The following is a 21,795-nucleotide window of genomic DNA, read 5'->3' on the forward strand; positions in this document are numbered from 1 at the left end:
CCACAGTCGGCTCCGCCACATCTACGACAACTGCCGTATGGCGCTTCCGATTTGATCTACCGCAGCCGCGCCATCAGCGCGTGCTCCACCAGCGTGATCAGCGCACTCTTGGCATCCGAGCGGTGCCGGGCGTCCGTCGTGATGATCGGGGTGTCCGGACCGATCTGCAGCGCCTCGCGCACTTCCTCGGGCTGGTAAGGCTGGTGCCCGTCGAAGCCGTTGAGCGCGACCACGAAGGGCAGGCCGCTGTTCTCGAAGTAATCGACCGCCGGGAAGCAGTCCGCCAGGCGCCGGGTGTCCACGAGCACCACCGCGCCGATCGCGCCGCGCACCAGGTCGTCCCACATGAACCAGAAGCGGTCCTGGCCCGGCGTACCGAACAGGTACAGGATCAGGTCCTGGTCCAGGGTGATACGGCCGAAGTCCATGGCCACCGTGGTGGTGGTCTTGTCACCGGTGTGCGTGAGGTCGTCGATGCCCGCGCTCGCGGACGTCATCACGGCCTCGGTGCGCAGCGGGTTGATCTCCGAGACGGCGCCCACGAACGTGGTCTTGCCCACGCCGAAGCCGCCCGCCACCACGATCTTGGCGGAGGTGGTGGCCCGCCCCGGTTCAGAGCTTGCGAAGTCCACTGAGCACCCTTTCGAGCAGCGTCACGTCCGGTGCGCCGCCGTTGTTCTCGTCGCCACCCGGCTGGTGGATGGCGACCAGGCCGGCCTCCGCGAGGTCCGCGACGAGGATCCGGGCCACACCCAGCGGCATGGACAGCAGCGCCGAGACCTCGGCGACCGACTTCACCTCACGGCACAGATGGCAGATGCGCTGGTGCTCCGGGAGGAGCCCCATGAGTGCTGCCGGGTCGGCCGTGGTGCTGATCAAGGCCTCGATGGCCAACTGGTAGCGCGGCCGCGTCCGGCCGCCGGTCATCGCGTACGGCCGTACCAGCGGCTGGTCGCCCTCATCCTCGTACGGCTCCGCGTACGGATCATGAGAGGCGGTGGGCGGGGTCATGAATCCTCCGGGCGGGGACAGCAAGTCGGTCAGTCAAGCCGTCTGGTGAAGGCCGATGGGGGGATTGTGGCGGCCGGACGGTGATTTGGTGAGACGGGTGGATCCGGGAGTGATCAGTGGAGCAGACTGCCTTGGAGTTCGGCGCGCAGGTCGGGCGTGAGCACCGCGCCCGCGCGGTCGACCAGCAGCGCCATCTCGTAGCCGACGAGGCCGATGTCGCATTCGGGGTGTGCCAGGACGGCGAGGGACGAACCGTCCGAGACGGACATGAGGAAGAGGAATCCCCGCTCCATCTCGACAACGGTCTGTGCCACGCTGCCGCCCTCGAAGATCCGGGAGGCCCCCGCCGTCAGCGAGGTCAGACCCGACGCTACGGCCGCCAGCTGGTCGGCACGGTCGCGGGGGAACCCCTCCGACATGGCCAGCAGAAGACCGTCGGCTGACACGACGACGGTGTGGGACACACCCGGTGTGTTGTCCACGAAGTTGGTGATCAACCAGTTGAGGTTCTGTGCCGCCTGGCTCATCTGGCTCAACTAACGCTCCTGCTGGTGAGTGGGGTTCGGGAAGCTGCCGGTCTGGCCACTACCGACCTGTCGACCCTGCGCGATACCCCGACGGAGATTGGTCAGCCGGCCGCGTACGTCGTCAGGCGCACGCGAGACCTGCGGACCGGTTTGGTGCTGTTGCTGCTGAGCCGTACCCGGGACGAGGTTCGCCCTGGGCACCCGGCGCGGCAGGCCGGAGGTGGTGACACCGCCCGCGGCCGGCTGCCGGACGCGTTCCGCCTGCCGGACGAGGTCGTCGTTCGGCGAGCTGCGCCAGGAGGCCGAGGCGGGAGGCTGGGAGGGAGCCGCAGGAGCCTGCGGCTGCTGGGGAGCGGGAGCCGGAGCCGAGCCGCCCGCACCGGGCTGACGCCCCTGCTGGCCGCCGTGGAACCAGTTGGTCTCCAGCGTGTCGTACAGCGGGGTACGCCCGTCACCGGGACCCGTCGCGGGCGGCAGGGCCTCGGGCTCCTGGCGGGCGGGCCGCTGCTGCGGACGCGCCGGGGCCGGGGGCTGCGGGGCACCGTAGCCGGAGCCGCCGCCGTACGTGCCGTTGACCTGGGGCCGCTCGAACTGGCCGGTGGAGTCGCCGCCGGGGCGGCCGGGCAGGGCGTGCTGGCCCGTCGAGCCGCTGTCGTACGCCTGCGGTGCGGGGTACTGACCCGTCTGCGACGAGTTGTTCTGCGTGCCCGGGGCGCCGAAGACGTCCGGTCGGACGAACTGGCCCGGGTTCTGCGATGCGTTCGCACCGGGGCGGGCGAACTCGGACGTGGAGCCCGGGCCCTGGTGTGCGTCGGGACGCGGGACCGCCGGGATCTCGGCCGTCGAGCCCGGGCCCTGACGGTCGTCGATCCGCGGCATCCGGGAGGTCTGTGCCGGGTCCTCGTCGTGCCCGCGCGGGGTGTCCAGCGAGGCGCGCGGCACCGGCGGCTGGGCGTTCTCGTCGCTCCAGCTGGGGCGGGAGGGCTGGTTGCCACCCGGCAGCTCGGCCCGCGCACCACCGCGCGGCGGCAGCTGCGGCCGACGGCCGCGACGGCCGCCGCCCTGCTCAGCACCGGCGGACGGGGACGCGGACGGCTGCGACGCGGGTCCCTGCGGCCGGGACTGCTCGCGGCCGGCGGAGCCGCCGAAGGCGTCCTGGCCCGAGCCGAACAGATCCTGACCCGTACCCGCGGCCTGCAGCCCCTGCGGAGCACCCGGAGCCTGGCCACCGAACCCGGCACCCGCACCGGCCGGCGGCCGGCCCTGCGAAGGAGCACCCGGACCCTGCGGCCCGCGCGGCGCGCCCGGTCCACCAGGAAGCCCGCCACCGTCACGTCCGGGCAGCGCGGCCCGTGGACCCTGACCGGCACCGAGCCGGCCCCCGCCGGACGCACCGGCACCGAGCGCACCACCCGGCGCACCCGCGCCGAGGGAGCCGCCGCCGGCCTGGGCCTGGCGACGGGCGGCCGCGGCACCGGCGGCGGCCTGTGCGGCGGCCGGACCACCGGAGGCACCGGGACCGTTCGGGCCGGGCTTGCCCGGAGCGGGCTTCTTGCCGCCCTGGGCGACATCGACGGGGAGCATGACCAGCGCGGTCGTACCGCCGGAGTCGGACGGGCGCAGCTGGATGCGGATGCCGTGCCGCTGCGACAGCCGGCCGACCACGAACAGGCCCATGCGGCGGGAGACGGAGACGTCCACGGTGGGCGGCGAGGCGAGCCGCTCGTTGATCGCCGCGAGGTCCTCGGGGGAGAGGCCGATACCGGTGTCGTGGATCTCGATCAGGACGCGGCCGTCGGGCAGCGCGTGACCGGTGACCTTGACCTTGGTCTGCGGCGAGGAGAACGAGGTCGCGTTCTCCAGCAGCTCGGCGAGCAGGTGCACGAGGTCGTTGACCACGCGGCCGGCCACTTCGGTGGTCGGCACGGAGGCCAGCTCGATGCGCTCGTACTGCTCCACCTCGGACGCGGCGGCGCGGAGCACGTCGACCAGCGGGACCGGGCGGGTCCAGCGACGGCCGGGCTCCTCACCGGCGAGGACGAGGAGGTTCTCACCGTTACGGCGCATGCGGGTCGCGAGGTGGTCGAGCTTGAACAGCGAGGACAGCTGGTCCGGGTCGGCCTCGCGGGACTCCAGCTCGGAGATCAGCGACAGCTGGCGCTGGATCAGACCCTGGGAGCGGCGCGAGAGGTTGGTGAACATCGCGTTGACGTTGCCCCGCAGCAGGGCCTGCTCGGCGGCGAGGCGGACCGCCTCGCGGTGCACGTCGTCGAAGGCCGCGGCCACCTGGCCGATCTCGTCCCGGGAGTGCACACCGACCGACTCGACGGAGGTGTCGACGTCCTGCGGGTCGGACTCGGACAGCTGCTTGACCAGCTCGGGCAGCCGGTCCTGGGCGACCTTGGTGGCGGTCTCCTCGAGGCGGCGCAGCGAGCGGATCATGGAGCGGGCCACGACGAAGGCGCCGACCAGCGAGACACCGAGCACGAGCAGGATCAGCGCACCGGAGATGATCGCTTCGCGCTCGGACTCGTTGCGCAGCTCGCGGGCCTTCTGCTCCATCTGCTCGAGCAGCGTGGTCTCGATGGCGCGCATGCCCTGGATCTTGGTGGTGCTGTCGTCCACCCAGTCCCGGTACGACCGCTTGTCCAGCGACTGCAGACCGGTCGAGGTGGTGAGGGCACGGTTGGCGTAGGTGTCGCTGGCCTTGATCGTCGGGTTGCCGTCGCCGATCGGCTTCAGCAGTTCCTCGGCGGCTTCCGTGCCGTAGATGTTCTTGAAGCTGCTGATCTCGGACTTCTGGCTCTTCAGCGCCGAGTCGGCGTACAGCCGGTCGTTCTCCGACAGGTCGCTGTCGGAGGTGGTGTTGGCCGGCAGCGCCGCGGCGAGGACCGCGCGCTGGATGGACGAGTACTCCTTGGCCGAGGAGAAGGCGGCCAGGGCACGCGTGCTCTGGATCATCTCCGGGTTGCTGGTCGCCTCGGCCATGTCCTGCGAGAGGTCGAGCAGGTGGCTGATCAGCCGGTGGTAGGCCTCCACGGTCTGTGTGGAGTTGCCGTCGGCCTGGTAGGCGCCGTTGCGGATCTCGGAGACGGTGTTGAGTTCCCGGACCAGCTGGACGATGTTGTCGCGGACGCCCTTGAGGGTGCCGTCCTTGCTGGCGTTGTCGATCTCCTCGGCGGCTTCCCTGAAGCTGTCCGAAGCCCGGTCCGTCTTGTCCCGGTAGCCCTTGACCGTGTAGTCGCTCGCCTTGGCGCCGTGCGCGAGCGGACCGGCGGACTGGTCGCGCTCCTCCTGGAGCGCGGTGGCGAGTTCGGTGGCCCGCTTGGTCATGTCCGTCAGCAGCTTCATGTTCTCGAGCTGCTGGATGTCGTCCATGTTGTCGCTGATGCGCAGCGCGCCCAGCGAGGTGGCCGCGACCACGGGGAGCGTCAGCAGCGCCACCAGACGCGTGGAGATACGCCAGTTGCGCAGGGCTATTCGTGAGCCGGGGCCCGTGGAGCCCTTGGACGGCTTGGCGGCCGGCGGTGATGGCGGGGTCGCCGCCCCCGAGGACGCCGACACGGCCGGGCGCCCGGAGCGCTCACCGCCTTCGACGGACGGGGCCGGGCCCGGGTTCTGGGCGTGCTGGGGCGAGGGACCTCGGTCGGTCCCGCCGTGCTCCGGCTCCGCCGAAGCGCTGCCATCCCTCTTGAAACGTCCCTGCACTAGCGTCGCAACCTCTGGACCAGGCGCCCTTCCGCGTGAACGGACGGACACGGTGTCGGCGTAGTAGGGAGCGTCCTGAACACGCTCCCCGATGGTCGAGTGACCGGCGCTGGCTCCCCCTTCTCGCCGCCACCAGGCGCTCGGTGCGCCCCCTGTGCGCCGGCTCGATCCCGCGGCGGTCCGTGGAATTCCAGCACAGTGCAGGATCTGCAACAAGGCCCGTAGGTCGAGCCGTGACATACGTGACACCAAGTGAGTGTGGGATTACCTGCCGTAGAAACTTATCCCGCCCATAACGGACTTATGCCCGCGAGCCGCTCAGGTGCCGGGGGTGTCCCAGTCGCCATGATCAGGAGCGGAATGAGAGCTTCAGGGGGGCAATGCCCGTTTCGTTAGGGTGGATTGCAGGCCTGAATTGACCGGTTTATCCGCAGACTCGTGAGCAAACTCACACGCGGATCAGGGGGACCCGGTGACTTCTCGTGGGGATCGCATGTTTAGCCTGACGCTTTACAAGAGCGTTGTTTCTGCCCACCCGCGTCGGTCGGCAGGCCCGCATGAGGCCCGCCCCGGCGCTTCGTCACGACAGGACTCAGTACAACCGTGAAGACGACGACGATGTTCCGCACGATAGCCAACCCGCGGCGCACGACGCTGGCGCACCTCGACGACGCCGACGAACTGCAGATTCCGCAGCAGCCGGAGCACTCGGTCGACCTTCCCGCTCAGACCGCCAATCCCAAGCGCACCATCCTCCAGGAGCTCCCCGTCACCGCCACCGCCCAGTAGTACGCGGCCGGACGACCGGTTGTTCAATCACGTACGAACAGAGCGGTCACGTGGTGCACGGCGGACTCCGTCCGTACGAGGCTCAGGGCGCCCGCGGTAATGCGCGAGGCGCCCGCCCTTCCCCGCGCTAGCCTGGAGCGTCAGACTCCAGCCAGCTCAGTGAGGGGCGCAAGGATCCCGTGCGCATCGCCAGATTCTCCATCGACGGGAACGTCGCCTTCGGCGCGGTCGAGGGTGACAAGCCGGACGAGCTCGTCCTCGACATCATCAAGGGCATCCCGTTCGCGGACTTCGAGCTCTCCGGTACGAAGGTGCCGTTGAGCAAGGTCAGGCTGCTGCCGCCGGTGCTCCCCAACAAGGTCGTGGCCTTCGGCCGCAACTACGCCGAGCACGCCCGCGAACTCGGCAACGAGGTCCCCGACGCCCCGTTCGCCTTCTTCAAGCCGTCCACCGCGGTGATCGGCCCCGGCGACGAGATCCAGTACCCGTCCTTCACCGCGGACCTCCAGCACGAGGCCGAGCTGGCCGTCGTCATCGGCCGCATGTGCCGCGAGGTCCCGCGCGAGCGCGTCAAGGACGTGATCTTCGGCTACACCTGCGCGATCGACGTCACCGCGCGTGACGTCCAGCGGCGCGAGAAGCAGTGGGCCCGGGCCAAGGGCTTCGACACCTCCTGCCCGCTGGGCCCCTGGGTGGAGACGGACCTCGACCTCGAGACGGCGTCCGACCTGACGATCCAGCTCACGGTCAACGGCGAACAGCGCCAGCTCGGCCGCACCAGCGAGATGATCCACCCCATCGAGGACCTGATCGTCAACATCTCCGAGGCCATGACGCTGCTCCCCGGCGACGTGATCCTCACGGGCACCCCGGCAGGCGTCGGGCCGCTCACCGTCGGCGACGAGGTCGCCGTCACCATTGAAGGCATCGGCACTCTCACCAACAAGGTTGTCAAGCGTGGCTAGCGCACCCGTCCGCGTACGTTTCTGCCCCTCGCCCACCGGTAACCCCCATGTGGGCCTGGTCCGCACCGCCCTGTTCAACTGGGCGTTCGCCCGGCACCACCAGGGCACCCTGGTCTTCCGCATCGAGGACACCGACGCGGCCCGCGACTCCGAGGAGTCCTACAACCAGCTGCTCGACTCGATGCGCTGGCTGGGCTTCGACTGGGACGAGGGCCCCGAGATCGGCGGCCCGCACGCGCCGTACCGCCAGTCGCAGCGCATGGACCTCTACAAGGAGGTCGCGCAGAAGCTGCTCGACGGCGGCTACGCCTACCACTGCTACTGCTCCCAGGAGGAGCTGGACACCCGCCGCGAGGCCGCCCGCGCGGCCGGCAAGCCGTCCGGCTACGACGGCCACTGCCGCGACCTCACGGCCGAGCAGGTCGAGGAGTACAAGGCCCAGGGCCGCGAGCCGATCGTCCGCTTCCGTATGCCCGACGAGACGATCACCTTCACGGACCTGGTCCGCGGCGAGCTGACGTTCACCCCGGAGAACGTCCCCGACTACGGCATCGTCCGCGCGAACGGCGCCCCGCTCTACACCCTCGTCAACCCGGTCGACGATGCCCTCATGGAGATCACCCACGTCCTGCGCGGCGAGGACCTGCTCTCGTCGACGCCCCGTCAGATCGCCCTGTACAAGGCGCTGATGGAGCTGGGCATCGCCAAGGCCGTCCCCGAGTTCGGCCACCTGCCGTACGTGATGGGCGAGGGCAACAAGAAGCTCTCCAAGCGTGACCCGCAGTCGTCGCTGAACCTCTACCGCGAGCGCGGCTTCCTCCCCGAGGGCCTCCTCAACTACCTCTCCCTCCTTGGCTGGTCGCTCTCCGCCGACCAGGACATCTTCACCATGGACGAGATGGTCGCGGCCTTCGACATCGCGGACGTGAACCCCAACCCGGCCCGCTTCGACCTGAAGAAGTGCGAGTCGATCAACGGCGACCACATCCGCCTGCTCGATGTGAAGGACTTCACCGAGCGCTGCCGCCCGTGGCTCCAGGCCCCGTTCGCCCCCTGGGCCCCGGAGGCCTTCGACGAGGTGAAGTGGCAGGCGATCGCCCCGCACGCGCAGACCCGCCTGAAGGTCCTGTCGGAGATCACGGACAACGTCGACTTCCTGTTCCTGCCGGAGCCGGTCTTCGACGAGCCGTCCTGGACGAAGGCGATGAAGGAGGGCAGCGACGCCCTCCTGCGCACCGCCCGCGAGAAGCTGGATGCCGCCGACTGGACCTCCCCGGACTCCCTGAAGGAGGCCGTCCTGGCCGCCGGCGAGGCCCACGGTCTCAAGCTCGGCAAGGCCCAGGCCCCGGTCCGCGTCGCCGTCACCGGCCGCACGGTCGGCCTGCCGCTCTTCGAGTCCCTGGAGGTCCTGGGCAAGGACAAGACGCTGGCCCGGATCGACGCGGCACTGGCGAAGCTGGCCGCATAGCACGTTCACAGCGGGGCGGCGTCCGGTTCGGGCGCCGCCCTCGTGGTGTCGGTCAGGAGGCGTCGTTCTCGTCGATCAGGTAGTGGCTCTCGTCGAAGATCTCCAGCACCACGATGACCATGATCGCGCCGGCCACCATGTACTCCAGCACCACTCCGGGAGCCACGTACGCCTTGCGCAGGTGCTCGTCCGGGCCCAGTTGCGCGGTTGAGGTCTTGCGGAACGGGTCACGAGCCAGTATCCGCACGGCCCTGTCCAACTGGGCTCGGCGCTCTCCGGGCAGGGCGTCGTACGTCGCTCGGGCCTCGACGGTGAACTGGACGCGGTACTCGGTCATGGTTGTGGCTCGGTCTCTCGCTCGTCGGTCCCACCACGTTACGACATCCGCAGTTTGCGCAGTTCCGCTTCGCCGCAACCCGAGCCGCACCTCCGCGGCAGCGGCTGCGCACCGCTCCACCGGCGCGACCGCCACCGTCACGATCCCGTCCGGCCAGACCTACAAGGCCGCCGTCGGCTGGAGCGTGCTGACCCAGGACACCGACGGCGCCCCGCACGTGCTGCGCGCCGCCGTCGACGGGACCACCACGGACATCCCGGTCACCGGGCTCCCCGCGGGCGCCCAGATCAACGCCTACGTCACCAGTGGCTCGGTCCGCCGTATCGCGGTCGTCCACACGCTGGACGGTACGAGGTCCGTCGGCCTCGTCGACCTCGCGGACGGCGCCTTCCGTTCGTACGTCTCCGGCGTGCGCGCGGACTCGGAGGCCGTCTTCAACGACCGCCGGCTCGTCGCCGATTGGAAAGCGGTCCGCGTCGACGCCGAGCCCGGCACGCAGCCCAGCGCGGTCGCCGGGCTGCCCGGCCATCTCCAAGCCGTCGTGGGCGGCCAAGTCCTCGCCGGAAACCCGGACTTCGTCCAAGGCGGCACCCACCCCGCACTCAGCGCCCGCTCCCTCGTGACCGGTGCCGCGAGCACCGTGCTCAGCCCGTCCTTCGGCGGGATCGGCCCGACCCTGGACGGCGGCGCCCTCGCCACCGCCGGGCCCACCGGCCTCGACTGGAACGTCCACCGGATCACTCCGACCCAGGACGGCGGGGTCGCCACCGAGAAGGTGGCCCAGATCCAGCCCTACGCGGTCGGTGTGCAAGGACTGGCGCTCGCCGGCGGCGAGTTGTTCCTGTACGGCGCGACACCCGGCGCCGCCAACCGGTTCAGCAGCTTCCAGCTGGACGCCACGGGCAGGCCCACCGGTCAGCAGACCCCCGCAGCCCGGCGCTCACTGACACCACCTGCCTCACCGGCGACGCCGCCTGCCCCCAGCTGGAGGCCCTGGGCGACGGCCGGGTCGCCTACCTGTGGACCAGCGCCGAGGGCCAGGGATCCGTCATCAGCGTCGGCCTCGACACCACGACCAGCCGCAACGAGCCCATGGGCGACGCCGGCGGCCGCATCCCCGGCGGCAGCGGCCGCTATGTGCTCTACAACGGCGGCTCAGGCACCCAGAAGGTCGTCGACTTCCCGAACGGCACCACCGGCGGCGAGACCACCCTCAGCCGCGCCCGTACCGCCGCCGCCGTCTGGGGCCAGGTGATGTGGACGCCCGGCAGCACCCAGGGCGCGGTCGTCGGCAAGCACCTCAAGACCGGCCAGACGGTGGCCACGGTCGCCACCGGCGCCCCCTGCACCCCCACCGACATCCAGCCGTGAACACCTGGCTGTACTGGTCCTGCGGCACCACCGCGGGGGTGTACGACCGGGCGACCAACCGCAAGATCACGGTCCCGGCCGACAACGGCCCGCCTCGCCGACGGCTTCCTGCTCCGCGAGAACCGCACCACGCACGAACTGCTGCTCACCGACTTCCACACCGGCACGGCGGCCACCCGCACCGTGGTCAAGCTGCCCACGACGGACCAGAACAGGGGGGCAGCAACGGCCGCTGGGCCGTCGACCGCTTCGGCGGCCACATCGCCTACCTCAACGGCACCTACGGCGAGGTGTCGATCGTCCCCAGCGGGGTCCCCGCCTCGGCGCTCGCGCGGATGGAGGCCCAGACCGACCTCGCGCCGGGCGGCCCGACGAACCTGGCCCCCTGGCGGCCCGTCTGGCAGCTCAACAAGCCCGCCACCTGGACGCTCACCCTGAGCAACAGCACCGGCACGCCCGTACGCACCCTCACCGGCAGCACGAAGGGCGCCGCCGTCCGCGCCGCCTGGGACGGCTCCTGGGACGACGGCCGCCGGGTCGCCGGCACGTACACCTGGAAGCTGACCGCGGAGCCGCGCGACAACGAGGGTCCCGCCCTCACGGCGACCGGCACGACGACGGTCAACTGACGGACACGCTCCTGCCGTCCGGGTTACCGTCGGATCATGAGCATTCGGGCCGTGGTCTGGGACGTCGACGACACGCTCTTCGACGCTGCATTCTTCGGGGGATAACCCCCGAGCCCCCAGCCGTCCGGCAGTACCGTCGGTGTCATGCCGATCAAAGCCGTGGTCTGGGACGTCGACGACACCCTCTTCGACTACACAAGTGCCGACCGTGCCGGAATGCGCCTGCATCTGGCGGCCGAGGGCCTGCTGGACGCGTACGACAGCGTCGAGCAGGCCATCGTGCGCTGGCGGGAGATCACCGACGTGCAGTGGGCGCGGTTCTCGGCGGGCGAGGTGTCCTTCGAGGGGCAGCGCCGGGACCGCGTGCGGGTCTTTCTGGGCGAGGAGCTGAGCGACGCCGAGGCCGACGCGTGGTTCCAGCGGTACATCGCGCACTACGAGACCGTATGGAGCCTCTTCCCGGACGTCCTGCCCGTCCTGGACGCCCTCGCCGCCAGCCACCGGCACGCCGTGCTGTCCAACTCCAGCATCCACGTCCAGGACCGCAAGCTGCGCGCCCTCGGCGTGTACGACCGCTTCGAGGCCATCCTGTGCGCGGCCGAGCTGGGCGTCTCCAAGCCGGAGGCCGGCGCTTTCCACGCGGCCTGCGCAGCTTTGGAGCTCGCTCCGCACCAGGTCGCCTACGTCGGCGATCACCCGGAGATCGACGGGCGCGGTGCCGCGGACGCCGGGCTGGTGTCGGTGTGGATCGACCGTGACGGCGTGTACACCAGCGATGACCCGTCCGCCCCGGCGAACGGCAGACCGCACCGGATCGCCTCGCTCGCCGAACTCCCCGCGCTCCTTGGCGCGGATACCCGTTTTGGAGCGCCGTCCACCTTCGGGTAATGTTCTTCCTGCGCCGCCGGGGAGCGGGCCGAAAGGCCGGAAACCCGGAGGAGCGAACTAGAACAAGATCCCCCGCAGGGGCTTGCGTTCCAGTGGCCTATGGTGTAATTGGCAGCACGACTGATTCTGGTTCAGTTAGTCTTGGTTCGAGTCCAGGTAGGCCAGCTCGCAGAGCTCATCTGCAAAGCCCCCGTTGTGTAGCGGCCTAGCACGCTGCCCTCTCAAGGCAGTAGCGCCGGTTCGAATCCGGTCGGGGGTACTGATCTCGATCAACTCGGGATCGCTAGGGCCCCCGTTGTGTAGCGGCCTAGCACGCCGCCCTCTCAAGGCGGTAGCGCCGGTTCGAATCCGGTCGGGGGTACTGACTGGTCTAAACCACATTGGTCTATGGTGTAATTGGCAGCACGACTGATTCTGGTTCAGTTAGTCTTGGTTCGAGTCCAGGTAGACCAGCTCGGACCTGCGGAAACGCAGAGTCCACGCCCCCGTTGTGTAGCGGCCTAGCACGCCGCCCTCTCAAGGCGGTAGCGCCGGTTCGAATCCGGTCGGGGGTACAGAACGATGGCTCTCCACCTCAGCGGATGCGCGTGAGGTGGGGGGCCGTTTCTGTTGTTCGGGCGGGTGCGGGTCGTGGGGGCTTGTCGCCCCCGTGAACTGTCAGGGCCGGCCGCGGCGTTGAGGCCGGCCCTGATGCTCTTCGATCAGCCCGAGCGGCGCAGAGCCTCGGAGAGACGGGCTGCCGCGTCGATGACCGCCTGGGCGTGCATACGGCCCGGGTGGCGGGTGAGGCGCTCGATGGGGCCGGAGACCGATACGGCGGCCACCACACGGTTCGACGGGCCGCGTACGGGCGCGGAGACGGACGCGACGCCCGGCTCGCGCTCGCCGATCGACTGGGCCCAGCCCCGGCGGCGTACGCCCGAGAGCGCGGTGGCCGTGAAGCGGGCGCCCTGCAGGCCCCGGTGCAGACGCTCCGGCTCCTCCCAGGCCATGAGGATCTGGGCCGAGGAGCCCGCCTTCATCGTGAGCGTCGAGCCGACCGGGACCGTGTCCCGCAGGCCGGACAGACGCTCCGCCGCGGCGACGCAGATGCGCATGTCGCCCTGGCGGCGGTAGAGCTGCGCGCTCTCGCCGGTGACGTCCCGGAGGTGGGTGAGGACCGGGCCGGCGGTGGCGAGGAGACGGTCTTCACCCGCGGCCGCGGCCAGTTCTGCGAGGCGAGGGCCGAGAATGAAACGGCCCTGCATGTCACGCGCCACCATGCGGTGGTGTTCCAGAGCCACGGCCAGTCGATGGGCCGTGGGTCGTGCCAGTCCGGTGGCCGAGACGAGCCCTGCGAGGGTGGCCGGACCGGACTCCAGGGCGCTCAGGACAAGGGCTGCCTTGTCCAGAACGCCGACGCCGCTACTGTTGTCCATGAAACGATACTTGCGTCTCACTCTGTGAAACGCAAGTTCAATTTTCCGTGGAACACGCCACTCTGGAAGAACGAAGGCAGAGCGGCCCGTAAACCAGAACGGGCCTGGCGGCGGACGCCCGGAAGCAGGGGCGCGGGCGGTGGCCGCCTTCTCAAGATCTCTAGTTGGGCCGGTGGACCGTAAGCCGGCCGGAGGGAAAGCGATGGGTAGGACACTCGCGGAGAAGGTCTGGGACGACCATGTCGTCCGGCGCGCCGAGGGCGAGCCCGACCTCCTCTTCATCGATCTCCACCTGCTGCACGAGGTGACCAGCCCGCAGGCCTTCGACGGCCTCCGCAAGAGCGGTCGCAAGGTGCGCCGGCTCGACCTGACCATCGCCACCGAGGACCACAACACCCCGACCCTCGACATCGACAAGCCCATCGCCGACCCGGTCTCCCGGGTCCAGCTGGAGACGCTGCGCAAGAACGCCGCCGAGTTCGGCGTGCGCCTGCACCCGCTCGGTGACGTCGAGCAGGGCGTCGTCCACGTCGTCGGCCCGCAGCTGGGTCTGACCCAGCCGGGCATGACCGTCGTCTGCGGCGACTCCCACACCTCCACGCACGGCGCCTTCGGCGGTCTGGCGTTCGGCATCGGCACCTCCCAGGTCGAGCACGTGCTGGCCACCCAGACGCTGCCGCTGGTCCGCCCGAAGACCATGGCCATCACCGTCAACGGCGAGCTGCCCGACGGCGTCACCGCCAAGGACCTGATCCTGGCGATCATCGCCAAGATCGGTACGGGTGGCGGCCAGGGCTACGTCCTGGAGTACCGCGGCTCCGCCATCGAGAAGCTCTCGATGGAGGCCCGGATGACCATCTGCAACATGTCGATCGAGGCCGGCGCCCGCGCGGGCATGATCGCCCCCGACGAGACCACCTTCGAGTACCTCAAGGGCCGCCCGCACGCCCCCAAGGGCGAGGACTGGGACGCGGCCGTCGCGTACTGGAAGACGCTGAAGACGGACGAGGACGCCGAGTTCGACGCCGAGGTCGTCATCGAGGCCGCCGAGCTGTCCCCGTTCGTCACCTGGGGCACCAACCCGGGCCAGGGCGCGCCGCTTTCGGCGTCCGTCCCCGACCCTGCTTCGTACGAAGACGCTTCGGAGCGCCTCGCCGCCGAAAAGGCCCTGGAATACATGGGGTTGGAGGCCGGCCAGCCGCTGCGCTCCATCAAGGTGGACACCGTCTTCGTAGGCTCCTGCACCAACGGCCGCATCGAGGACCTGCGCGCCGCCGCCGAGCTCCTGAAGGGCCGCAAAGTCGCCGACGACGTACGGATGCTGGTCGTCCCGGGCTCCGCGCGGGTCGGTCTGCAGGCCGTTTCCGAGGGTCTGGACGTCGTCTTCAAGGAGGCCGGCGCCGAGTGGCGGCACGCGGGCTGCTCGATGTGCCTGGGCATGAACCCCGACCAGCTGGCCCCGGGTGAGCGCTCCGCGTCCACCTCCAACCGCAACTTCGAGGGCCGGCAGGGCAAGGGCGGTCGTACGCACCTGGTGTCGCCGCAGGTCGCGGCGGCCACCGCGGTGCTGGGCCACCTGGCCTCCCCGGCCGACCTGTCCGACGCCGAGACCCGTACGCCCGCTGGAGTCTGATCAGTCATGGAAGCATTCACCACGCACACCGGCCGGGCCGTCCCGCTGCGCCGCTCCAACGTCGACACCGACCAGATCATCCCTGCTCACTGGCTTAAGAAGGTGACCCGGGACGGGTTCGAGGACGGGCTGTTCGAGGCCTGGCGCAAGGACCCGGAGTTCGTGCTCAACCGGCCCGAGCGCGAAGGCGCCACGGTGCTGGTCGCCGGTCCCGACTTCGGCACCGGTTCCTCCCGCGAGCACGCCGTGTGGGCGCTGCAGAACTACGGCTTCAAGGCCGTCATCTCCTCGCGGTTCGCGGACATCTTCCGCGGCAACTCGCTCAAGAACGGCCTGCTCACGGTGGTTCTGGAGCAGAAGATCGTGGATGCGCTGTGGGAGCTCACCGAGAAGGACGCGACTGCTGAGGTCACTGTGGACCTTGAGGCTCGTGAGGTGCGGGCCGAGGGCATCACCGCCTCCTTCGAGCTGGACGAGAACTCCCGCTGGCGACTGCTGAACGGCCTCGACGACATCTCGATCACCCTGCAGAACGAGGCCGACATCGCCGCCTACGAGGCGAAGCGGCCCTCGTTCAAGCCGCGCACGCTCGAGGTCTGACCCGAGGCCCGCGCGCAAGGCGACTTTCGGACACCGCAACACCCCCTCAGTACCCCCGATCAGCCCCGATCGGGGGTACTGCCATGTCTGCACCCGAACGGCCCTGCGCCGTTCGGCGCCGCGCTCAACTTCCCACGTTACGAAGGGGGTTGCTGGGGTACGCGAGTGATGTAGCCGTGGCTTCCGCAAGTGCCCGGAAGGCCATTTGAGGCCGGAGTTGCACCCCTGGCAGGCGACAACTCGCCCCAGATGGCACAATCTGTGCATGGAACACGACGGCCAACTCGAGCTCTATGCGGCAGTCGCGGACCAACTCAAGGAAGCGCACGCAAGGGTGCGCGCACTGCAAGTCCCGGAGGGCGTACGGATGGCGCTGACCCGGAAGCTGCTGGTCATTACGGCCGCGGCCAAGCACGACGTCGCCGAAGCGACAAGGCGTCTGGAGCGGTTCATCGCGGACCTCGACGAGGGGCGATTCCCCGAAGAGGAACGCTGAACACCTTCGAGATCGCCGAGTCTGTTGCGGCACAAGGGTGATTAGCCCGTTTCGTGTTTGATTTGCGGTATATATCTGCCTAACGTGCGAAAAAGCTTGAACACTTTCGTTCTGGCGATGTCTCCGAAGGGGAAGACGTGAACAAGGCGCAGCTCGTAGAAGCGATTGCCGACAAGATGGGCGGCCGCCAGCAGGCCGCCGAGGCTGTCGACCACGTACTGGACGCGATCGTCCGCGCGGTCGTCGCGGGTGAGCGGGTCTCGGTCACCGGCTTCGGTTCGTTCGAGAAGGTCGACCGTCCGGCTCGTTACGCCCGTAACCCCCAGACGGGCGAGCGGGTTCGGGTCAAGAAGACCTCCGTTCCGCGCTTCCGTGCGGGTCAGGGCTTCAAGGACCTGGTGAGCGGCTCGAAGAAGCTCCCGCGGGGCGGCGAGGTCGCTGTCAAGAAGGCGCCCAAGGGCAGCCTGACCGGTGGTGCCGCGGCGACGGTCAAGAAGGCCGCCGCGAAGAAGACCACCAAGGCGGCCGCGGCGAAGAAGACGACCGCGAAGAAGACGACGGCCAAGAAGACCACGGCCGCCGCCAAGAAGACCACCGCGAAGAAGGCGCCGGCGAAGAAGACCACGACGGCGGCCAAGACCACCGCGGCGAAGAAGACCACCGCCAAGAAGGCGACGGCCAAGAAGGCCCCGGCGAAGAAGGCGACCGCCAAGAAGGCGCCCGCCAAGAAGTCGACTGCGCGCAAGTCGACCGCCAAGAGGGCCAGCACCCGTAGCAGGTAGAACCGACCGCAAAGGGCACTCACGCGCCGGGCCGGACTCCGTAGGGAGCCCGGCCCGCGGCGTGTTCAGAGGGTCTGCAGCGTCACCAGCGTGATCCGCAGGGACTCGCCTTTGCCCTCCGTCTCGATGCGTACGCGCTGACCTGGGCGGAGCAGCCGGAGACCGCCCGCGTCGAAGGCCGGGGCGTCGAAGGGGACGGGGGTGCCGTCGTCCAGCAGTACGCTGCCGGATCGGGTGTCGGCGTCGTAGGTGTAAGCGGTGGCCTGCATAACGGTCACCCTAATGTCCGCCGGGTGTGGGGGCGCGCCGTGGGGCTTGCGGCTCGTTGCCGGGTGCGGGTGCGTTGTGGCTGGTCGCGCAGTTCCCCGCGCCCCTTGGGGCGTGGCAGCTACTGCTCCTTGATCAGCAGGCGTGCCGCCATGGCTGCCGTGCGTGGGCCCACGCCCAGGGCCAGGGCGGCACGCAGGTCGTCTCCGGTGTCCACGTCCTGGCGTACGGAGTCCACCTCGGCGAGGTGGAGTTCCATCGCTCCCGACGCGCGATGGCGGGCCCGGGAATCCTCGCCGAATGCGGGGAGCAATTCATGTCCAGGGGTCGCGGCCAGCAACGTCGTGCCGATTGCTGCGGCGTCGGGGAGAAATGCGCGGGGGAATTCCGCTGCTGAGTCGAGGACGCGGGCCAATTCCAGGGGGCGCAGGGCGGGGAGATCGGCGTTCAGGGCTGCTACGGCGCTTTCGGGGCGGGAGGAACGTACGAACGCCGCCCCGTGGGTCAGTGCCGCGTTCAGGCCGTCGCCCGGCTCGTCGGGGACGATGTGCGCGCCGAGTGCGCCCAGCTCGCGGCCGGCCACGGTGTCGTCCGTGACGACGGCCACATCCTTCACCGCCGGGCAGGCCAGGGCCGCCGTCACCGTGTCCTGGGCGAACGCGAGGGCCAGGCCCGGGCGCAGCCCGTCCGCCGCGGTGTCCGAGAGCCTGCTCTTCGCCCGCGCCAAGGGCTTCAGGGGTATGACCAAGGTCCACTGCACGAGCGTTACGTCCCTCTCTTGTCGCGGCCATTGTCACTCAGCCGTCACCAGGGGCATCTGGCGGTTACGGCGGCGAGGCGTACGGTGTTCTCGACAGACCGGCGGCCTGGGGCGACACTTGTGCGGCCCCCCGGCCCGATGTCCTTGATCCCTAGAGGAAGGTGTCCGCGTGCCCCGCCGCAGAATCGGCTTCTGGTACCGCTTCGCCGCGGTGATCTGCAAACCGCCGCTGGTGGTTCTGATCAAGCGGGACTGGCGTGGAATGGAGCACATTCCGGCCGAGGGCGGATTTATCACCGCGGTGAACCACAATTCGCACATCGATCCCTTCGCGTACGCGCACTTTCAGTACAACACCGGCCGGGTCCCGCGATTCCTGGCGAAGAGCGGGCTTTTCAAGAAGGGATTCGTCGGCGCCGCGATGCGCGGCACCGGGCAGATCCCCGTCTACCGGGAGACCACGGACGCGCTGAGCGCCTTCCGGGCCGCGATCGAGGCCGTGGAGCGTGGCGAGTGCGTCGCGTTCTACCCCGAGGGCACCATCACCCGCGACCCGAACCAGTGGCCCATGACCGCCAAGACCGGCGCCGCCCGCGTCGCCCTGCAGACCAAGTGCCCGGTGATCCCGGTCGCGCAGTGGGGCGCCAACGAACTGCTGCCGCCGTACGCCAAGAAGCCCAACCTCCTTCCGCGCAAGACCCACCGGGTGCTCGCCGGCCCTCCCGTGGACCTCTCGCGCTTCTACGACAAGGAGATGACCCCGGATCTGCTGAAGGAGGCGACCGAGGTCATCATGGCCGCGATCACCCGCCAGCTGGAGGAGATCCGCGGCGAGAAGGCGCCCGAGACGCCGTACGACCCGCGCCAGGAGCGCATCGAGCAGCGGCGCAGGACCGCCGCGCAGAACCGGCGGGCGCAGCAGGTGAAGGCCGAGCAGGAAGAGGGGCAGGGCACGTGAGCAAGCCCGTCAAGGCGGCCGTCATGGGCACGGGATCGTGGGGGACCGCCTTCGGCATGGTCCTCGCCGACGCCGGCTGCGAGGTGACCCTGTGGGCCCGCCGCGCCGACCTCGCGGAAGCGGTCAACTCCACCCGTACGAACCCCGACTACCTCCCCGGCGTCGAACTCCCGGAGAACCTGCGTGCGACGCCGGACGCCGCCGAGGCCACGCACGGCGCCGACTTCACCGTCCTCGCGATCCCCTCGCAGACGCTGCGCGGCAACCTCGCCGAATGGACCCCGCTGCTCGCACCCGGCACGGTCCTCGTCTCGCTGATGAAGGGCGTCGAACTCGGCTCCGCGATGCGGATGAGCGAGGTCATCGAGGACGTCGCCAAGGTCGGCCAGGACCGCATCGCCGTGGTCACCGGGCCCAACCTCGCGCGTGAGATCGCGGCCCGTATGCCGGCCGCCGCGGTGGTCGCCTGCACGGACGAGGCCGTCGCCCAGCGGCTTCAGTCCGCTTGCCACACGCCGTACTTCCGGCCGTACACCGAGACCGACGTGGTCGGCTGCGAGCTGGGCGGTGCCGTGAAGAACGTCATCGGCCTCGCCGTCGGCATCGCGGACGGCATGGGGCTCGGCGACAACGCCAAGGGCTCGCTCATCACCCGCGGCCTGGCGGAGACCGCCCGGCTCGGGGTCGCGCTCGGCGCCAACCCGCTGACGTTCGCCGGTCTCGCGGGCCTCGGCGACCTGGTGGCGACCTGCTCCTCGCCGCTGTCCCGCAACCACACCTTCGGCACGAACCTCGGCAAGGGCATGACCCTGGAGGAGACCATCGCGGTCACCAAGCAGACCGCCGAGGGCGTCAAGTCCTGCGAGTCCGTGCTGGATCTGGCCCGTCGGCACGGTGTCGACATGCCCATCACGGAGACGGTCGTGGGAATCGTCCATGAGGGCAAGCCACCCGTGGTGGCTCTCAAGGAGCTGATGTCGCGGAGCGCGAAGCCGGAGCGACGCTGAGCTAACGGCCCCCTCCGGACGCTGACTCGGACCCTACGGGCGGGTACGCTCATCGCGATATGAGCACCGAGAACCTCCCCCAGAGCCCTGACCAGCCGCCCCGCAAGCCGCGGGTGGCCGTCGTGTTCGGCGGTCGCAGCTCCGAGCACGGGATCTCCATGGTCACCGCCGGCGCCGTACTGCGCGCGATCGACCGGACGAAGTACGACGTCCTGCCGATCGGCATCACACGGGAAGGCCGCTGGGTGCTCACCGCGGACGAACCGGAACGGATGGCGATCACCGATCGCCGTACGCCCGACGTCGAGGATCTCACCGACTCCGGCGAGGGCGGCGTGGTGCTCCCCGTCGACCCGGCCAACCGCGAAGTCGTCTACAGCGAGCCCGGATCGGTGCCCAAGGCGCTGGGCGAGATCGACGTCGTCTTCCCGGTGCTCCACGGCCCGTACGGCGAGGACGGCACCCTCCAGGGCCTCCTGGAGCTCTCCGGAGTGCCGTACGTCGGCTCCGGCGTGCTCGCCTCGGCCGTCGGCCAGGACAAGGAGTACATGAAGCGGGTGTTCACCTCGTTCGGGCTCAAGGTGGGCCCGTACGTGGTGATCCGGCCGCGCGAGTGGGAGCAGGACGAGTCCGCCGCCCGCAAGAAGATCATCGACCTCGCCGGCGACCACGGCTGGCCGCTCTTCGTGAAGCCCGCGCGCGCGGGTTCGTCGATCGGCATCACCAAGGTCGAGGACCTGTCCGGCCTGGACGAGGCGATCGCCGAGGCCCGGCGGCACGACCCGAAGATCCTGGTCGAGGCGGCGCTGCGCGGCCGGGAGATCGAGTGCGGCGTGCTGGAGTTCGAGGACGGCCCGCGCGCCTCCGTACCGGCGGAGATCCCGCCGCCGGACACGCACGCGTACTACGACTTCGAGGCCAAGTACATCGACTCGACCCCCGGGATCGTGCCGGCGCCGCTGACGGACGAGCAGACTGCCGAGGTCCAGCAGCTGGCCGTGGACGCCTTCGAGGCGGCCTCGTGCGAGGGCCTGGTGCGCGCGGACTTCTTCCTCACCGAGGACGGGGAGTTCGTGATCAACGAGATCAACACGATGCCCGGCTTCACACCGATCTCGATGTACCCGCAGATGTGGCAAGCGAGCGGGATCAGCTACCCGGATCTGGTGGACCGGCTGATCCAGGCGGCGTTGCGGCGGTCCACCGGGCTCAGGTAGGGGCCGTACCGTTCAGTTCGTACCGTTCAGTTGGCGATCCCTTCGGGGATCGCCTTCTTGATGGCCGACGCCAGGTCGATCAGCACACCCGAACTGTCCCGGCCCTCCGGCACGGTGACCTCGACATACGCGCGGCGCAACGCGGTGGTGAACCGGTGAGCCCCGTCGTCCTGCCTCTCCATCAGCCACCGGACGCCGTTCACGCCACCGGCCACCGCGTCCGCGTCCCGGCCCTCGGCCACCTTGGGGTCGAGCATCTTCGGCGGCCGTACGACACCGCACCGCAGTATGATCGCCGGGTCCCCCCAGCCCGCGGTCAGCGCGGACGCGGGCGAGGGGTCCTCACGGCTCTCACCGTCCACCTTGGCCGGCAGTACCTTGTCGAGGTTCCGGCACAGTTGCCCGGCCTTCGCGTCGGGGCTGGGAACCGCCGTCGACGCGCTGTCGTCTGCTGATGAGCAGCCCGCGGCGGTGATCAGCAGGACGAGCGCGGGCAGCCCGAGGACAGAAGTGTGCCGGTGACGGAAAACGTTCACCGGCCAAGGGTAGACGGGGGCTACAGATGCACGACCGGGCAGGTCAGGGTGCGGGTGATGCCGTCCACTTGCTGGACCTTCGCGACCACCATGCGACCCAGGTCGTCGACTGTGTCGGCCTGGGCGCGCACGATGACGTCGTACGGTCCCGTCACGTCCTCGGCCTGGATGACTCCAGGGATCTTGCTGATCGTCTCGGCGACGGTCGACGCCTTGCCGACCTCCGTCTGGATCAGGATGTACGCCTGTACCACGGAACCTCCAGGGCGGCCACGAGGATCATGTGGGGAAAAGGAACGCCACGGTATCGCGTCGCCGCTCGCCGCGGGGAGACCTGCGGTGGCCGGGGCTTGCGCGCCGGGGTGCAGGCACGACAGAAGTTGACGTACACCTCGACCGTAGCGAGGACAGTAGTGACGCGCGACCGG

23 protein-coding genes and 5 tRNA genes are annotated in these 21,795 nt (G+C 69.7%); 18 read left to right on the plus strand and 10 right to left on the minus strand.

The annotated features are described in order from the left end of the window. Positions 1-56: 56 nt before the first annotated feature. The 4 genes from ACQEV2_RS30170 to ACQEV2_RS30185 form a co-directional block, all read right to left on the minus strand. Positions 57-632 (minus strand): GTP-binding protein, encoded by a 576-nt coding sequence (locus ACQEV2_RS30170; protein WP_388801008.1) that lies wholly within the window; start codon positions 630-632, stop codon positions 57-59. Continuing rightward, complete coding sequence (locus ACQEV2_RS30175) at positions 613-1,011, minus strand: DUF742 domain-containing protein (protein WP_003997626.1); 399 nt, start codon at positions 1,009-1,011, stop codon at positions 613-615. Before ACQEV2_RS30175 ends, ACQEV2_RS30170 begins: the two co-directional genes overlap by 20 nt. Positions 1,012-1,124: 113 nt before the next feature. Next, the gene (locus tag ACQEV2_RS30180; RefSeq protein WP_003993189.1) at positions 1,125-1,538 is read right to left on the minus strand and encodes a roadblock/LC7 domain-containing protein; all 414 of its coding nucleotides are present in this window, start codon (positions 1,536-1,538) and stop codon (positions 1,125-1,127) included. Between the two features lie 9 nt (positions 1,539-1,547). Continuing rightward, entirely contained in the window at positions 1,548-5,246 is a 3,699-nt protein-coding gene (locus ACQEV2_RS30185) for a nitrate- and nitrite sensing domain-containing protein (protein ID WP_433048297.1), read from the minus strand. 603 nt (positions 5,247-5,849) lie between these two features. Between ACQEV2_RS30185 and ACQEV2_RS30190 the strand changes: the two genes are divergently transcribed. The 3 genes from ACQEV2_RS30190 (at position 5,850) to gltX (ending at position 8,468) form a co-directional block, all read left to right on the plus strand. Next, on the plus strand, positions 5,850-6,035 hold the full coding sequence (locus tag ACQEV2_RS30190) for a hypothetical protein (RefSeq protein ID WP_433048300.1): 186 nt from the start codon (positions 5,850-5,852) through the stop codon (positions 6,033-6,035). 179 nt (positions 6,036-6,214) lie between these two features. Then, positions 6,215-7,000: a fumarylacetoacetate hydrolase family protein gene (locus ACQEV2_RS30195; protein ID WP_433048303.1), complete on the plus strand. Its 786-nt coding sequence runs from the start codon at positions 6,215-6,217 to the stop codon at positions 6,998-7,000. Further along, a complete protein-coding gene (gene gltX / locus ACQEV2_RS30200; protein ID WP_433048306.1) occupies positions 6,984-8,468 on the plus strand; it encodes a glutamate--tRNA ligase in 1,485 nt (494 codons plus the stop codon). Before ACQEV2_RS30195 ends, gltX begins: the two co-directional genes overlap by 17 nt. 52 nt (positions 8,469-8,520) lie before the next feature. On the opposite strand, the gene ACQEV2_RS30205 is transcribed toward gltX, so the two are convergent. Beyond that, positions 8,521-8,805 (minus strand): type II toxin-antitoxin system RelE family toxin, encoded by a 285-nt coding sequence (locus ACQEV2_RS30205; RefSeq protein WP_433048308.1) that lies wholly within the window; start codon positions 8,803-8,805, stop codon positions 8,521-8,523. Positions 8,806-8,989: 184 nt separating this feature from the next. Between ACQEV2_RS30205 and ACQEV2_RS30210 the strand changes: the two genes are divergently transcribed. The 8 genes from ACQEV2_RS30210 to ACQEV2_RS30245 all read left to right on the plus strand — a co-directional run bounded on the left by ACQEV2_RS30210 (position 8,990) and on the right by ACQEV2_RS30245 (position 12,247). Then, positions 8,990-10,060, plus strand: coding sequence for a hypothetical protein (locus ACQEV2_RS30210; RefSeq protein ID WP_433048311.1), 1,071 nt, complete (start codon positions 8,990-8,992; stop codon positions 10,058-10,060). Between the two features lie 112 nt (positions 10,061-10,172). Then, positions 10,173-10,805 (plus strand): hypothetical protein, encoded by a 633-nt coding sequence (locus tag ACQEV2_RS30215; RefSeq protein WP_433048314.1) that lies wholly within the window; start codon positions 10,173-10,175, stop codon positions 10,803-10,805. Positions 10,806-10,949: 144 nt separating this feature from the next. Continuing rightward, complete coding sequence (locus ACQEV2_RS30220) at positions 10,950-11,693, plus strand: HAD family hydrolase (RefSeq protein WP_433048317.1); 744 nt, start codon at positions 10,950-10,952, stop codon at positions 11,691-11,693. A gap of 93 nt (positions 11,694-11,786) precedes the next feature. Next, positions 11,787-11,858: transfer RNA gene (locus tag ACQEV2_RS30225), tRNA-Gln, on the plus strand. A gap of 21 nt (positions 11,859-11,879) precedes the next feature. After that, positions 11,880-11,952: transfer RNA gene (locus tag ACQEV2_RS30230), tRNA-Glu, on the plus strand. A gap of 29 nt (positions 11,953-11,981) precedes the next feature. Continuing rightward, positions 11,982-12,054, plus strand: a tRNA-Glu gene (locus tag ACQEV2_RS30235). 20 nt (positions 12,055-12,074) lie between these two features. Then, positions 12,075-12,146: transfer RNA gene (locus ACQEV2_RS30240), tRNA-Gln, on the plus strand. A 28-nt stretch (positions 12,147-12,174) separates the two neighbouring features. Next, positions 12,175-12,247 (plus strand) — tRNA-Glu (locus tag ACQEV2_RS30245). 147 nt (positions 12,248-12,394) lie between these two features. Here ACQEV2_RS30245 and ndgR read toward each other — a convergent pair. Then, on the minus strand, positions 12,395-13,111 hold the full coding sequence (gene ndgR, locus ACQEV2_RS30250; protein ID WP_003997614.1) for an IclR family transcriptional regulator NdgR: 717 nt from the start codon (positions 13,109-13,111) through the stop codon (positions 12,395-12,397). 202 nt (positions 13,112-13,313) lie between these two features. Here ndgR and leuC point away from each other — a divergent pair, with 202 nt between their 5' ends. From leuC to ACQEV2_RS30270, 4 genes are all read left to right on the plus strand, one after another. After that, positions 13,314-14,744 (plus strand): 3-isopropylmalate dehydratase large subunit, encoded by a 1,431-nt coding sequence (gene leuC / locus ACQEV2_RS30255; RefSeq protein WP_433048320.1) that lies wholly within the window; start codon positions 13,314-13,316, stop codon positions 14,742-14,744. Positions 14,745-14,750: 6 nt separating this feature from the next. Then, complete coding sequence (leuD, locus tag ACQEV2_RS30260; protein WP_433048323.1) at positions 14,751-15,344, plus strand: 3-isopropylmalate dehydratase small subunit; 594 nt, start codon at positions 14,751-14,753, stop codon at positions 15,342-15,344. Positions 15,345-15,609: 265 nt separating this feature from the next. Further along, on the plus strand, positions 15,610-15,840 hold the full coding sequence (locus ACQEV2_RS30265) for a hypothetical protein (RefSeq protein WP_433048325.1): 231 nt from the start codon (positions 15,610-15,612) through the stop codon (positions 15,838-15,840). Positions 15,841-15,977: 137 nt separating this feature from the next. After that, positions 15,978-16,622: an HU family DNA-binding protein gene (locus ACQEV2_RS30270; protein WP_433048328.1), complete on the plus strand. Its 645-nt coding sequence runs from the start codon at positions 15,978-15,980 to the stop codon at positions 16,620-16,622. A 65-nt stretch (positions 16,623-16,687) separates the two neighbouring features. On the opposite strand, the gene ACQEV2_RS30275 is transcribed toward ACQEV2_RS30270, so the two are convergent. Both ACQEV2_RS30275 and cofC read right to left on the minus strand, forming a co-directional pair. Beyond that, positions 16,688-16,891, minus strand: a complete 204-nt coding sequence (locus ACQEV2_RS30275; protein ID WP_433048331.1) for a hypothetical protein — start codon at positions 16,889-16,891, stop codon at positions 16,688-16,690. Positions 16,892-17,010: 119 nt separating this feature from the next. Beyond that, positions 17,011-17,649 (minus strand): 2-phospho-L-lactate guanylyltransferase, encoded by a 639-nt coding sequence (cofC, locus tag ACQEV2_RS30280; protein ID WP_433048334.1) that lies wholly within the window; start codon positions 17,647-17,649, stop codon positions 17,011-17,013. A 169-nt stretch (positions 17,650-17,818) separates the two neighbouring features. On the opposite strand from cofC, the gene ACQEV2_RS30285 reads away from it, so the two are divergent. The 3 genes from ACQEV2_RS30285 to ACQEV2_RS30295 are packed head-to-tail and all read left to right on the plus strand — an operon-like array spanning position 17,819 to position 20,831. Continuing rightward, positions 17,819-18,607, plus strand: coding sequence for a lysophospholipid acyltransferase family protein (locus ACQEV2_RS30285; RefSeq protein WP_433048337.1), 789 nt, complete (start codon positions 17,819-17,821; stop codon positions 18,605-18,607). Further along, complete coding sequence (locus ACQEV2_RS30290; RefSeq protein WP_433048340.1) at positions 18,604-19,614, plus strand: NAD(P)H-dependent glycerol-3-phosphate dehydrogenase; 1,011 nt, start codon at positions 18,604-18,606, stop codon at positions 19,612-19,614. Before ACQEV2_RS30285 ends, ACQEV2_RS30290 begins: the two co-directional genes overlap by 4 nt. A 59-nt stretch (positions 19,615-19,673) precedes the next feature. Next, entirely contained in the window at positions 19,674-20,831 is a 1,158-nt protein-coding gene (locus ACQEV2_RS30295) for a D-alanine--D-alanine ligase family protein (protein ID WP_433048342.1), read from the plus strand. A gap of 26 nt (positions 20,832-20,857) precedes the next feature. Here ACQEV2_RS30295 and ACQEV2_RS30300 read toward each other — a convergent pair whose 3' ends face one another. After that, a complete protein-coding gene (locus tag ACQEV2_RS30300) occupies positions 20,858-21,367 on the minus strand; it encodes a DUF3515 domain-containing protein (protein ID WP_433048345.1) in 510 nt (169 codons plus the stop codon). A 20-nt stretch (positions 21,368-21,387) separates the two neighbouring features. Then, positions 21,388-21,621 (minus strand): Lrp/AsnC family transcriptional regulator, encoded by a 234-nt coding sequence (locus ACQEV2_RS30305; protein WP_003997603.1) that lies wholly within the window; start codon positions 21,619-21,621, stop codon positions 21,388-21,390. Between the last annotated feature and the right edge of the window lie 174 nt (positions 21,622-21,795).

The sequence above is a fragment of the Streptomyces sp. CA-251387 genome (assembly GCF_050936625.1).
GTDB lineage: Bacteria > Actinomycetota > Actinomycetes > Streptomycetales > Streptomycetaceae > Streptomyces.

What these genes read in the sequence shown, in the direction of transcription:
- ndgR (WP_003997614.1), bottom strand. Translation starts at nt 13,111, where the DNA reads ATGGACAACAGTAGCGGCGTCGGCGTTCTGGACAAGGCAGCCCTTGTC.
- ACQEV2_RS30175 (WP_003997626.1), bottom strand. Translation starts at nt 1,011, where the DNA reads ATGACCCCGCCCACCGCCTCTCATGATCCGTACGCGGAGCCGTACGAG.
- ACQEV2_RS30180 (WP_003993189.1), bottom strand. Translation starts at nt 1,538, where the DNA reads ATGAGCCAGGCGGCACAGAACCTCAACTGGTTGATCACCAACTTCGTG.
- ACQEV2_RS30205 (WP_433048308.1), bottom strand. Translation starts at nt 8,805, where the DNA reads ATGACCGAGTACCGCGTCCAGTTCACCGTCGAGGCCCGAGCGACGTAC.
- ACQEV2_RS30275 (WP_433048331.1), bottom strand. Translation starts at nt 16,891, where the DNA reads ATGCAGGCCACCGCTTACACCTACGACGCCGACACCCGATCCGGCAGC.
- ACQEV2_RS30220 (WP_433048317.1), top strand. Translation starts at nt 10,950, where the DNA reads ATGCCGATCAAAGCCGTGGTCTGGGACGTCGACGACACCCTCTTCGAC.
- leuC (WP_433048320.1), top strand. Translation starts at nt 13,314, where the DNA reads ATGGGTAGGACACTCGCGGAGAAGGTCTGGGACGACCATGTCGTCCGG.
- leuD (WP_433048323.1), top strand. Translation starts at nt 14,751, where the DNA reads ATGGAAGCATTCACCACGCACACCGGCCGGGCCGTCCCGCTGCGCCGC.
- ACQEV2_RS30295 (WP_433048342.1), top strand. Translation starts at nt 19,674, where the DNA reads ATGAGCACCGAGAACCTCCCCCAGAGCCCTGACCAGCCGCCCCGCAAG.
- ACQEV2_RS30265 (WP_433048325.1), top strand. Translation starts at nt 15,610, where the DNA reads ATGGAACACGACGGCCAACTCGAGCTCTATGCGGCAGTCGCGGACCAA.